We start from the raw sequence: 11,050 nt of genomic DNA, 5'->3' as shown, positions 1-11,050 counted from the left end.
CCGCGCGCGCTGCAGGGCCGGGTGCATGCCGGCGCCGCTTACTCCAGCGCGTAGCGCAGGGTGAACAGCACCGCCACCAGCCACACCGCCGGGTGCACTTCGCGCCAGCGGCCGGTGCCCGCCTTCAGCGCGGCGTAGGCGATGAAGCCGAACGCCAGGCCGTTGGCAATCGAATAGGTGAACGGCATCGCCAGCGCACACAGCGCGGCCGGCACCGATTCGGTCAGGTCGCTCCAGTCCACTTCCACCAGTTCGCGCAGCATCAATCCGGCCACGAACAGCAGCGCCGGCGCAGTGGCATAGCTGGGCACCATCGCCGCCAGCGGCGAGAACAGCAGCGCGGCCAGGAACAACGCCGACACCACCAGCGCGGTCAGGCCGGTGCGGCCGCCCACCTGCACGCCCGAGGCGCTTTCGGCGAAGGCGGTGGTGCTGCTGGTGCCGAGCAACGAACCGGCGACGATCGCCGTGCTGTCGGCCAGCAGTGCGCGGCCGAAACGCTTCTGCGCGCCCGGCAGCTTCAGCAGGCCCGCACGGCCGACCACGCCATACAGCGTGCCGGTGGCATCGAACACTTCCACCAGCACGAACACCAGCACCACCTGCAGCAGCACCGCGATCGGCGCGCCGCCGTCGTGGTGCAGCAGGCCAGGCAGGTCCAGCTGCAGGAAGGTCGGGGCCAGGCTCGGCGGCAACGACACCAGGCCCTGGTACTGCACATCACCCAGGGCCCAGCCTGCAGCTGTCACCGCCAGGATGCCGATCAGGATCGCGCCACGGATGCGGCGTGCTTCCAGCACCGCGATCAGCAGGAAGCCGGCCAGTGCCAGCAGCGGCGGCGCCGTGTTCAACGGGCCCAGCGCCACCAGCGTGTCTTCATTGCCGACGATCACGCCGGATTTCTGCAGCGCGATGATCGCCAGGAACAGGCCGATGCCGGCCACGATGGCCGAACGCAGCGATGCCGGAATGCCCGACACCAGCCATGCGCGCACGCCGGTCAGCGACAGCACCAGGAACACCAGGCCGGAAATGAACACCGCACCCAGCGCCTGCTGCCACGGCAGGCCAGCGGCGCCGACCACGGTGAAGGCAAAGAACGCGTTCAGGCCCATGCCCGGCGCCATGCCAACCGGGAAGTTGGCGGCCAGTGCCATCACCGCCGAACCCAGCGCCGCGGCCAGGCAGGTCGCCACGAACACCGCACCGGCATCCATGCCGGTGGTGCCGAGGATCTCGGGGTTCACGAAGACGATGTAGGACATCGTCAGGAAGGTGGTGACACCGGCCAGCAGCTCGGTGCGCACGGTGGTGCCGTGCTGCTGCAGCTGGAACAGGCGTTCGAACAGGGGCATGGGGAAATCTCGCAAAGGTGTCGCCAGCAAGCGGGCGACCCACAGAAGAAGAAAGGCCGCGCGAGCGCGGCCTTTCCTGTTGCCTTACTTCAGCGCCTTGAAGCGCAGGCGCTTCGGCGCAGCGTCGTCGCCCATGCGGCGGCGCTTGTCTTCTTCGTACTCGCGGTAGTTGCCCTGGAAGAACTCCACGTGCGAGTCGCCTTCGAACGCCAGGATGTGGGTCGCGATGCGATCCAGGAACCAGCGGTCATGCGAAATGACGAAGGTGTTGCCCGGGAACTCCAGCAGCGCATCTTCCAGCGCGCGCAGGGTTTCGATGTCCAGGTCGTTGGACGGTTCGTCGAGCAGCAGCACGTTGCCACCCTGCAGCAGGGTCTTGGCCATGTGCAGGCGGCCACGCTCACCACCGGACAGCGAACCGACCATCTTCTGCTGGTCCTGGCCCTTGAAGTTGAAGCGGCCGATGTAGGCGCGCGACTGGATCTCGATGCCGTTGATGTTGAGGATGTCCAGGCCGCCCGCGATTTCCTGGAAGACGTTGTGGTTGCCTTCCAGCGCGTCGCGGCTCTGGTCCACGTAGGACAGCTTCACGGTCGGGCCGACCACGATCTCGCCGGTATCCGGCTTTTCCTGGCCGGTGATCATCTTGAACAGGGTCGACTTACCGGCACCGTTGGGGCCGATGATGCCGACGATGGCGCCGGCCGGCACCAGGAAGCTCAGGTTGTCGAACAGCAGGCGGTCGCCGAACTTCTTGGAGACATTCTTGAACTCCATCACCGCATTGCCCAGGCGCTCGCCCGGCGGGATGAAGATTTCATTGGTCTCGTTGCGCTTCTGGTAATCGACCGACTGCAGCTCTTCCAGGCGGGCCAGACGGGCCTTGCCCTTGGTGCGGCCGCCCTTGGCATTCTGGCGCGACCACTCCAGTTCCTTCTGGATCGCCTTCTGGCGAGCCTTTTCCTGGTTGTCTTCCTGCTTCAGGCGCTCGTCCTTCTGGGTCAGCCAGTCGGTGTAGTTGCCCTTCCACGGAATGCCGCGGCCGCGGTCCAGTTCCAGGATCCACTCGGCGGCGTTGTCCAGGAAGTAGCGATCATGGGTGACCGCCACGACGGTGCCGGTGTAGCGCGCCAGGAACTGTTCCAGCCACTCCACCGACTCGGCGTCGAGGTGGTTGGTCGGTTCGTCGAGCAGCAGCATGTCCGGCTTCTGCAGCAGCAGGCGGCACAGCGCCACGCGGCGCTTCTCACCACCGGACAGCTTGCCGACCACGGCATCCCATGGCGGCAGGCGCAGCGCATCGGCGGCCACGTCCAGCTGGTTTTCCAGGGTGTGCGCGTCGCCGGCGGCCAGGATCGCCTCCAGGCGTTCCTGTTCCTTGGCCAGCGCGTCGAAGTCGGCGCCTTCCTCGGCATAGGCCGTGTAGACCGCGTCCAGCGCGGCCTGGGCCTGCAGCACTTCGCCCACGCCTTCCTCGACCGCTTCACGCACGGTCTTGGTCGGGTCCAGTTCCGGTTCCTGCGCCAGGTAGCCGACCTTGATGCCCGGCTGCGGGCGGGCCTCGCCCTCGAAATCGGTGTCCACGCCGGCCATGATCTTCAGCACGGTGGACTTGCCGGCGCCGTTCAGGCCCAGCAGGCCGATCTTCGCGCCCGGGAAGAAGGACAGCGAGATGTCCTTGATGATCTGCCGCTTGGGCGGGACCACCTTGGACACGCGGTTCATGGTGTAGATGTATTGCGAGGACATGAGGTCTCCGTAGGCGCGGCCCTGCGCCCGCTCCGTCACGGGAACATCCCGTTGCGGCAGCGGGCACAGACTGAAAAGGTGTACTGCCAATTATAGCCGGAACCGCTTCCGGGCCGCGCCGGGCAGGGGGCGCCGGGCTGGCTATCGCCTGAATACCCGGTCACAGTCCTGAAACGGGAAGCGTTTCCAGCTGGAAACGGTTCAGATCAAATGCGCAATATGGGCTCACCACCACCCACTCAAGCAGAGGTCTGACATGCGCATCAATCGAGTAATGGCCGGCGCCGTGGCCTCTGTGCTGGCGTTGGGTGCCGTCGCCCCGGCCTTCGCCGACAACGACCACCGCGACCGCCGTGAGTGGCGCGAAGACCGCCGCGAGTGGCGCCAGGACCGCCGTGACTGGGAACGCGACCGCCGCGAGGCCCGGCGTGACTGGGAGCGTGACCGCCGCGACTGGCACCGCGACCACGACCGCTACTACCGCCCGGCACCGCCGCGGGTGGTCTATCGGCCGGCACCGCCGCCGCGCTATGGCAGCTACGGCTGGCGCGTCGGTTCGCCCTATCGCAACTACTACTCCGGCCCCGTCTACGTGGTGAATGACTACCCGCGCTACCACCTGCGCCGCCCGCCGTATGGCCACCACTGGATCCGCGATGACCGCGGCAACATGCTGCTGGTGGCCATCGCCACCGGCGTGATCGCCCAGTACGTGCTCAGCGGCCGCTGAGCCGGCGGTCTGGTCCACGCATGGCGTGGAGCTACTGATGCGGCAGGCGAAACCATACGGGGCCGGATTCCTTCGGGGATGCCGGCCCCGTCCGTTTCGGCCCCAGCAGGCCGGTGCGGGGCTACAATCGAGGGCTGAGTCGTACCCCCTTTCCCTGCCTGCTGGAGTACCCGATGTTCCCGCGTGACGTCCGCATCGAATCCTACGATCCCGAACTGGCCAAGGCCATTGCCGCTGAGACCCAGCGCCAGGAAGACCACGTCGAGCTGATCGCCAGCGAGAACTACACCAGCCCGGCGGTGATGGAAGCCCAGGGCAGCCAGCTGACCAACAAGTACGCCGAAGGCTACCCGGGCAAGCGCTACTACGGTGGCTGCGAATACGTGGACATCGCCGAGCAGCTGGCCATCGACCGCCTCAAGCAGCTGTTCGGCGCGGACTACGCCAACGTGCAGCCGCACAGCGGCTCGCAGGCCAACCAGGCCGTGTACTTCGCCCTGCTGCAGCCGGGTGACACCATCCTCGGCATGAGCCTGGCCCACGGCGGCCACCTCACCCACGGCGCCAAGGTGAATGCTTCCGGCAAGCTGTTCAACGCCGTGCAGTACGGTGTGAACGATCAGGGCCTGATCGATTACGACGAAGTCGAGCGCCTGGCGCTGGAGCACAAGCCGAAGATGGTCGTGGCTGGCTTCTCGGCCTACTCGCAGGTGATCGACTGGGCGCGCTTCCGCGCCATCGCCGACAAGGTCGGTGCCTACCTGTTCGTCGACATGGCCCACGTGGCCGGCCTGGTCGCCGCTGGCGTCTACCCGAGCCCGCTGGAACACGCCCACGTGGTCACCTCGACCACCCACAAGACCCTGCGCGGCCCGCGCGGCGGCATCATCGTGGCCAAGGGCGCCGACGAAGACCTGGTCAAGAAGCTGCAGTCGATCGTGTTCCCGGGCATCCAGGGCGGTCCGCTGATGCACGTCATTGCCGGCAAGGCCGTGGCCTTCAAGGAAGCGCTGGAGCCGGGCTTCAAGGCCTACCAGCAGCAGGTGGTGAAGAATGCCCAGGCGATGGCCACCACGCTGATCGCACGTGGCTACAAGATCGTTTCCGGCGGCACCCAGAACCACCTGATGCTGGTCGACATGATCGGCAAGGACGTGTCCGGCAAGGATGCGGAAGCCGCACTGGGCAAGGCCCACATCACCGTCAACAAGAACTCGGTGCCGAACGATCCGCGTTCGCCGTTCGTGACCTCGGGCCTGCGCCTGGGTACCCCGGCGGTGACCACCCGCGGTTACGTCGAGCAGGACTGCGTGGACCTGGCCAACTGGATCGCCGACGTGCTCGATGCGCCGGCCGATGACGCCGTCATCGCCCGCGTGCGCGACGCGGTCAGCGCGCAGTGCCGCAAGTATCCGGTCTACGGCTGACCGGTCCCGTGGGGTCGGAACCCTTCCCGCGGGAAGGGCTCTGACCCCGGCATCGGAGCCCCCGCGCATGGACGAGCGCCGCCTCAAGTACCTGTATGCCGCTCTTGCGGTGGTGTTCGGCCTGCCGGGAGCGCTGCTGGGCGGCATTGTCGCCCTGGTGGGCGTGTACGGCGGCCTGACGCAGGAAAACCGGCTGCTGAGCCGGTTGCTGATGGTGCTGCTGGGCGCTGTCGGCACGGTAGGCATCGTTGTCTGGCTCCGTATCAGCGTCGATTTTCTGCTGCACGGCCGGCCGGGCCTGCGGGCCGTGAGCCGCATCGGGTGGTGGGGTCTGCTGCTGGGTGCGCTGGTTGCCCTGTCCATCGCTGTACTGGGCGTGGTGGTCGGGTTGACCGAACGCGCGGAGGGCTTTGGCCTGTTGCTGTTCGGCCCGCCACTGCTGGTACCGGCCGCGATGCTGCTGTGGCTCAAACGCCGCCCATGACGCGGCCCATGGAAGGAAACCGGATGCATGGATGAGCATCTGCACAAACGGATGGTTGCGGTGGGCGGTCTCGTGCTCGGCCTGCCTGCACTTGCTGCCGGCGGAACCGTCGCGGTGCTGGGGCTGATGGTCGCGATGGACGGCAAGTACCTGTCTGGCAACGAACCCACGTTGCTGCTGCTGTGGTCGCTGGGCGGGATCATCGGCCTGCTGTCATGGCTGTGGCTGAGCGGTGTATTCCTGCGGCGCGGCCGTGATGGCCTGCGGCAATCGTCGCCGGCGGCGTGGGTGGGCTTGCTGCTGGGCGTCCTGGCCGCGCTGGCTGTGGTCGCCGTCACGCTGCATCTGGTGTTCAAGGACGGCGAGTTCGCGCTGTTGAGCTACCTGGGCCTGGGACCGCCGTTCCTGTTGCCGGCCGCACACCTGGCGTGGTTGCGCTGGGGGACGTGAGCCGGTTATCCGTGCGCTGATTTTTAAGACAAGTTGCATGGTAGTGGGCGCGCGCCCTGCCTAAGCTCCCAGCGGTCTTCACGGTTGGGATACCGCATGAATCCGCTGGGTCGCCTTACGCACGTCAGGTTGCGGTGGCATCTGTTGCTGTTTTCCATTCCGTGCGCGTTGGTTGGCGTGCTGGCCACATGCGCGCTCTTCATGGTGTGGCTCGCCAGGCCGCAGCCATCCGAAGCGTTCCTGATGGCTGCCGCCAACTGGGTGGTGATGTCGGTCTGGAGCGCCTATGCAGCTGTAGTGCTGGGCGACAGCTGGCGGACTGCGGGTATGGAAGGGCTACATTCGCATGCGGGCTGCCTGGCGGCGCTGCCCATCGTTTCTGCGTTCCAGGCCACTGCGGCGGTGGCGATGCTGTTCACGGCCATTGGGTGGGAGCCAGCAGCTCTGCTGTATACCCCCTTCCTGATGACTATCTGCGCTCCATGGGCCAGTTTGAGCTGGCATATGCGGTGGCTTTCAAGGCAGGAGGAGTAAAGCCTTCGGGGCACATGTCGTCATTGCCGCTGGGACGGCACGACCCGCGGTTTCAAAGAAATTGCATGGTTTGCTGGGGAAAGCCGGCCTAGGTTTCCTGCATGGACACCTCAATGCGCACCGTACGCCGTCGACACGGCCTCTATCTGCTTCTTCATAGCCTGTTTTTCTCCATTCCCTGCGCATTGGCTGGCCTGGCGGGCCTGCTGGTGCTGCTGTGGGGATGGGCACATGGCAGCGGTAATGGAGCGTTTCTCGCATGGGGTGCGGCTTGGGGTGTGCTGTCCGTGGCAGCGTGCATTCTTGTTGTCTGGCTGGCAAATACATGGCAGACGCGTGGACCGGACGGATTGAAAGCGGCCGCGCCAATGCTGATGGCGCTGTTTCTGCTGTCTGCCGCTCAGGTTGTGTCCGCATCGATCATGACGGTCCCGGGCTTTGGATGGGAGCCGATTCTGCTGGTGTTGGCGATGGGTTGGGGAGCTCCCTGGCTCAGCCTTGCCTGCCACTTCCGATGGCTGGCAAAGGGCGGCGGGCCTGAGTGAAGAAGCGCGGAGATTGCTGCTGCGCCCCTTCTCAGGTACCTTTGCGACGCTGCCACGACCGTGGCCGCAGGTCTTCTCGCGAGCCAGGCGTTCCATGTATTGCCCCTTCTGCCAGCATGCCGATACCCGGGTCATCGACTCGCGCGTCTCCGAAGACGGCGCGACGATCCGTCGTCGGCGTGAGTGCGAGGCCTGCAACGAACGCTTCAGCACCTTGGAGACGGTCGAGCTGAAGCTGCCGGCCATTGTCAAAAGTGATGGCACCCGCGAGGCCTTCGACCAGCGCAAGGTGCGTGCCGGCTTCGACCGCGCGCTGCAGAAGCGCGCCGTGCCCGAAGAGAAAATCGAAGCAGCGGTGCGCGCCGTGGTCCACCAGCTGCGCATCAGTGGCGAACGCGAAGTGCCTTCCATCAAGGTCGGCGAGTTCGTGATGAACGAACTGCGCAAGCTCGACCATGTGGGTTACGTGCGTTTCGCCTCGGTGTACCGCAGCTTCGAGGATGTGGCCGATTTCCGCGAGGAGATCGAGAAGCTGGAACGCGAACTGCCTTCCAGCACCGAACAGCTGCAGCTGCTGGGCGATGTGATCGCCCTGACCAAGAAGAAGAAGGGCTGACGCCCTGGTGGGTGCCAACCGTTGGTTGGCAAAGATATCTGCCTCGGTGGGTGCCAACCTTGGTTGGCACAGAGACGGCATGGCATGCATCCATGCTGGCGGCGTTACCATGGCGGCATGACCACCCCGTTCTCCGTCCTTGACCACCTGCACATGGCCAACGCGTTGCGTCTGGCCGAGCGCGGTGCTTACACCACTCGCCCCAACCCGATGGTCGGCTGCGTCATCGCCCATGGCGAACGCGTGGTCGGGCAGGGCTGGCACCAGCGTGCCGGTGGGCCGCATGCCGAAGTGTTCGCGCTGCGCGAGGCCGGCAGCGAAGCGCGCGGTGCCACCGCCTACGTCACGCTGGAACCCTGCGCGCACTACGGGCGTACACCGCCCTGCGCCCTGGCCCTGATTGAGGCTGGCGTATCGCGCGTGGTCGCGGCGATGCGCGATCCGTTCCCGAAGGTCGATGGTGGTGGCTTCGATCTGCTGCGCGAGGCCGGCATCGACGTAGCCGAGGGTTTGATGGCCACGCAGGCCCGCGAGCTCAACAAGGGCTTCCTGTCGCGCGTGGAGCGCAACCGTCCGTGGCTGCGGGTGAAGCTGGCCGCCAGCCTGGACGGCCGCACCGCGATGGCCGACGGCACGTCGAAGTGGATCACCGGCGCGGCGGCGCGCGAAGACGTGCAGCACTGGCGCGCGCGTGCGGGCGCCATCCTCACCGGCGCCGACACCGTGCTGGCCGATGACCCGATGCTGACCGTGCGCCTGGCCGATACCGAAGTGATGCCACCGCTGCGCGTCGTGCTCGACTCTCGCCTGCGGTCGCTGGAATGCAGTCGTGTGCGCGAGGGTGGGGCGCCGACGCTGTACCTGCACAACGCGGTCGTCAGTCCCCCCGACGCAGCCGACGCCGCATTTGCCAGCGTGGCGCTGCGCCATGGGCACCTCGATCTGGGCGCGGTACTGGCGCTGCTGGCCGAGCGCGGCATCAACGAAGTGCACACCGAAGCGGGCGCAACGTTGGCCGGCGCGCTGCTGCGCGGTGGCTGGGTAGACGAACTGCTGCTGTACCTGGCGCCCACGTTGCTGGGTGACAGTGGCCGCCCGTTGCTGGCTGGCCTCGGCATCGACGCGATGGACCAGCAGCGCCGCCTGCGCGTGGTCGATCAGCGCCAGGTGGGCGAGGACCTGCGGTTGCTGCTGCGCGCGTAATGCTCTGGTAGAGGACGGCCTGGGTCGGTGCTGGGCCATCATCCACGCATGATGTGGATGATGGCCCAGCCTGCATCGTTACCGGCTCACGCGCACGCGTCGGTCCACATCATCTCGGCGATCGGGCGCAGTGCCTTGCACTCCTGGGTCATCTCCTCGGCCGACTGCACCTGCGCCTTGGCCTTCAGTTCCTCGGCCATCGCATCCACGCCGCTGATCTGTTCCGGTGCGATCTTCGCCACGCAGGCACGATGCTGCTGCAGCAGCAGGTCGCAGCCCGGCACGCCGGTCACCTTCGGTGCGCTGGCCGCCTGCGCGTCCTGCATCCAGTCCTCGAACGGCGCCAGCGCGCCGGCCACGGTGCCGACCAGATCATCGAAATTGCCGCTGTACCAGTAGCCGTTTTCCTTGGCCGGGTACAGGGTGAAGGTGCCACTGACCGGCACGCGCGCGCCCGTCTGCAGTGCCTGGGTGTAGGCATCGGTGAACTGCTTGCGCACGGCCGGGCTGGCATCGGCGGCCAGGCTGGCGGCGAACAGCGGGCGCACCTTGTCCAGATTGGGCACCTGGCAGCTGAAACTGATCCGCGCCAGCTTCTGGTCTTCCACGTATTCGTTGTCTTCAATCACGCTCTGGGTGGCGCGGCACTTCGAATCACGCAGGGCCTTGGCGTACAGCGCTTCGGTGGCGGCAGCGTCCACCTTGGCGCCGGTGCTGGCCAGCACGGTCTGCCAGGGTTCGGCCAGTGCCTTGGCCAGCGCGCCCTGGGTCGGGGTCACGGCGTCCTTGCCTTCAAAAGCGGGCTTCAGCGCGTCGTTGAGGCTGCGGGTGGCGGCGGCGTCGTCCTCCAGCAGCACGCGTGCATAGAGGTCGAAGGCCTGCTCGGGCGACAGCGTGGCCGGTGCGGCGGTGGCGAACGCAGGGGCGCACAGCAGGGCGCTGGCCAGCAGCGTGCGGATAGGGGTCTTCATGACGGAGTTTCCTGTTCCAGAGGCGCGCAAGCCTAGCGCATCTTCGCGCAGGTTCGATGGCGGCAGGGGGTCACGCGCGGGTGTGCGTGGGCAAAAAAAACGGGCCCCTTGCGGGGGCCCGTTCGATCGCACGACGAGGAGCGATCGTTGGATCAGAAGCTGGCGCGCACGCCGGCCGAATACTGGGTGACGTCACGGTAGCCGGAGATCTCGCCCACCAGGCCCCAGGTCCTGGTGAAGTTGATCTGGCCACCCAGGGTGCCCACCCAGGTGCCCTTGAAGTTGTTGCCGCCATCCATGTAGCCGGTCTTGACCCAGGCTTCGGTCATGGGCGAGGGCTTGCCGCGCAGGCCCACGGTGACGCGGCCCAGGTTGGTGTGGTCCTTCAGGCGCTCGGAGTAGCCGTAGTAGCGATCGGTCAGCTCAACGTTCTGGCGCACCCAGGCGGCGTCGGCGGTGAAGTCGACGCGGTCGGTCCACGGCATGTGGTAGCCGATGCCCAGCTCCGGCTGGTCCAGTTCCAGCTTCAGCGAACCGTCGTTGTAGTGGTAGGTCTTGCGGGTACGCGACCAGCCGCCGAACACGTGCACCTGCTCGGAGAGTGCGAACGAACCGCGCAGATAGGCGCCGTCGACCTTGGGGTCGTCCAGTGCGTTGTCGTCAACCTTGACCTGCGTCCAGCCGCCTTCCACGTAGGTGTAGCTCAGGGCGTCGGCCGAAGCCGAGAAGGGGGCGGCGGCCAGCAGAGCGGCCACGATCAGGATCTTGCGCATGGGAATTCCTGTGAATTTCAGTCCATTGGCGAGCCGGCCCTGCGGGCGGCCCGTGGCGACCTCATGTCGTCCGGCGACGGATTTTAATGAAAATTTTACAGAATGCGAGCCGCGGGGCGAAGGCATGGCCAGCAACGCGACGCCGGTCACAGCTGAACGTGGGATGGCCCGGCCCTGCGCGACCCCGGCAAAGCGGCTGGTACACTACCCAGG

Annotated in this window: 12 protein-coding genes; 8 read left to right on the top strand and 4 right to left on the bottom strand. The window is 66.5% G+C overall.

All coding sequences use genetic code 11. From position 1 onward, the window contains the following. Window positions 1-38: 38 nt before the first annotated feature. Window positions 39-1,355, bottom strand: coding sequence for an NCS2 family permease (locus tag AC5P7U_RS12440; protein ID WP_004154176.1), 1,317 nt, complete (start codon window positions 1,353-1,355; stop codon window positions 39-41). An 84-nt stretch (window positions 1,356-1,439) separates the two neighbouring features. Continuing rightward, window positions 1,440-3,104 (bottom strand): energy-dependent translational throttle protein EttA, encoded by a 1,665-nt coding sequence (ettA, locus tag AC5P7U_RS12435; protein WP_004154177.1) that lies wholly within the window; start codon window positions 3,102-3,104, stop codon window positions 1,440-1,442. A 256-nt stretch (window positions 3,105-3,360) separates the two neighbouring features. On the opposite strand from ettA, the gene AC5P7U_RS12430 reads away from it, so the two are divergent. From AC5P7U_RS12430 to ribD, 8 genes are all read left to right on the top strand, one after another. Then, a complete protein-coding gene (locus tag AC5P7U_RS12430) occupies window positions 3,361-3,834 on the top strand; it encodes an RcnB family protein (RefSeq protein WP_008267952.1) in 474 nt (157 codons plus the stop codon). Window positions 3,835-4,007: 173 nt separating this feature from the next. Beyond that, the gene (glyA, locus tag AC5P7U_RS12425; RefSeq protein ID WP_197563861.1) at window positions 4,008-5,261 is read left to right on the top strand and encodes a serine hydroxymethyltransferase; all 1,254 of its coding nucleotides are present in this window, start codon (window positions 4,008-4,010) and stop codon (window positions 5,259-5,261) included. 67 nt (window positions 5,262-5,328) lie between these two features. After that, window positions 5,329-5,745 carry a hypothetical protein gene (locus AC5P7U_RS12420; RefSeq protein WP_004154181.1) on the top strand — a complete coding sequence of 139 codons (417 nt, stop codon included), beginning with the start codon at window positions 5,329-5,331 and terminating at the stop codon, window positions 5,743-5,745. Between the two features lie 27 nt (window positions 5,746-5,772). Beyond that, window positions 5,773-6,195 carry a hypothetical protein gene (locus tag AC5P7U_RS12415; protein WP_004154182.1) on the top strand — a complete coding sequence of 141 codons (423 nt, stop codon included), beginning with the start codon at window positions 5,773-5,775 and terminating at the stop codon, window positions 6,193-6,195. Between the two features lie 96 nt (window positions 6,196-6,291). Beyond that, complete coding sequence (locus AC5P7U_RS12410; RefSeq protein WP_308308448.1) at window positions 6,292-6,729, top strand: hypothetical protein; 438 nt, start codon at window positions 6,292-6,294, stop codon at window positions 6,727-6,729. A 113-nt stretch (window positions 6,730-6,842) separates the two neighbouring features. After that, on the top strand, window positions 6,843-7,274 hold the full coding sequence (locus AC5P7U_RS12405) for a hypothetical protein (RefSeq protein ID WP_495221160.1): 432 nt from the start codon (window positions 6,843-6,845) through the stop codon (window positions 7,272-7,274). A 94-nt stretch (window positions 7,275-7,368) separates the two neighbouring features. Continuing rightward, window positions 7,369-7,890 carry a transcriptional regulator NrdR gene (gene nrdR, locus AC5P7U_RS12400; RefSeq protein ID WP_004154186.1) on the top strand — a complete coding sequence of 174 codons (522 nt, stop codon included), beginning with the start codon at window positions 7,369-7,371 and terminating at the stop codon, window positions 7,888-7,890. Between the two features lie 117 nt (window positions 7,891-8,007). Further along, window positions 8,008-9,093: a bifunctional diaminohydroxyphosphoribosylaminopyrimidine deaminase/5-amino-6-(5-phosphoribosylamino)uracil reductase RibD gene (ribD, locus tag AC5P7U_RS12395; RefSeq protein ID WP_197563859.1), complete on the top strand. Its 1,086-nt coding sequence runs from the start codon at window positions 8,008-8,010 to the stop codon at window positions 9,091-9,093. An 86-nt stretch (window positions 9,094-9,179) separates the two neighbouring features. Here ribD and AC5P7U_RS12390 read toward each other — a convergent pair whose 3' ends face one another. Continuing rightward, the gene (locus AC5P7U_RS12390; RefSeq protein WP_495221159.1) at window positions 9,180-10,064 is read right to left on the bottom strand and encodes a hypothetical protein; all 885 of its coding nucleotides are present in this window, start codon (window positions 10,062-10,064) and stop codon (window positions 9,180-9,182) included. Window positions 10,065-10,216: 152 nt separating this feature from the next. Then, window positions 10,217-10,837, bottom strand: coding sequence for a hypothetical protein (locus AC5P7U_RS12385; RefSeq protein WP_004154189.1), 621 nt, complete (start codon window positions 10,835-10,837; stop codon window positions 10,217-10,219). Between the last annotated feature and the right edge of the window lie 213 nt (window positions 10,838-11,050).

This window comes from Stenotrophomonas sp. YJH_SMC_57 (assembly GCF_059369755.1).
Note: the sequence above shows the minus strand (reverse complement) of the source record. Positions and strands in the feature narration are given on the sequence as shown.

Coding starts and splice junctions, on each gene's coding strand:
- AC5P7U_RS12415 (WP_004154182.1), top strand. CDS start 5,773: ATGGATGAGCATCTGCACAAACGGATGGTTGCGGTGGGCGGTCTCGTG.
- ribD (WP_197563859.1), top strand. CDS start 8,008: ATGACCACCCCGTTCTCCGTCCTTGACCACCTGCACATGGCCAACGCG.
- AC5P7U_RS12390 (WP_495221159.1), bottom strand. CDS start 10,064: ATGAAGACCCCTATCCGCACGCTGCTGGCCAGCGCCCTGCTGTGCGCC.
- glyA (WP_197563861.1), top strand. CDS start 4,008: ATGTTCCCGCGTGACGTCCGCATCGAATCCTACGATCCCGAACTGGCC.
- AC5P7U_RS12410 (WP_308308448.1), top strand. CDS start 6,292: ATGAATCCGCTGGGTCGCCTTACGCACGTCAGGTTGCGGTGGCATCTG.
- ettA (WP_004154177.1), bottom strand. CDS start 3,104: ATGTCCTCGCAATACATCTACACCATGAACCGCGTGTCCAAGGTGGTC.
- AC5P7U_RS12405 (WP_495221160.1), top strand. CDS start 6,843: ATGCGCACCGTACGCCGTCGACACGGCCTCTATCTGCTTCTTCATAGC.
- AC5P7U_RS12420 (WP_004154181.1), top strand. CDS start 5,329: ATGGACGAGCGCCGCCTCAAGTACCTGTATGCCGCTCTTGCGGTGGTG.
- AC5P7U_RS12385 (WP_004154189.1), bottom strand. CDS start 10,837: ATGCGCAAGATCCTGATCGTGGCCGCTCTGCTGGCCGCCGCCCCCTTC.
- AC5P7U_RS12430 (WP_008267952.1), top strand. CDS start 3,361: ATGCGCATCAATCGAGTAATGGCCGGCGCCGTGGCCTCTGTGCTGGCG.
- nrdR (WP_004154186.1), top strand. CDS start 7,369: ATGTATTGCCCCTTCTGCCAGCATGCCGATACCCGGGTCATCGACTCG.
- AC5P7U_RS12440 (WP_004154176.1), bottom strand. CDS start 1,355: ATGCCCCTGTTCGAACGCCTGTTCCAGCTGCAGCAGCACGGCACCACC.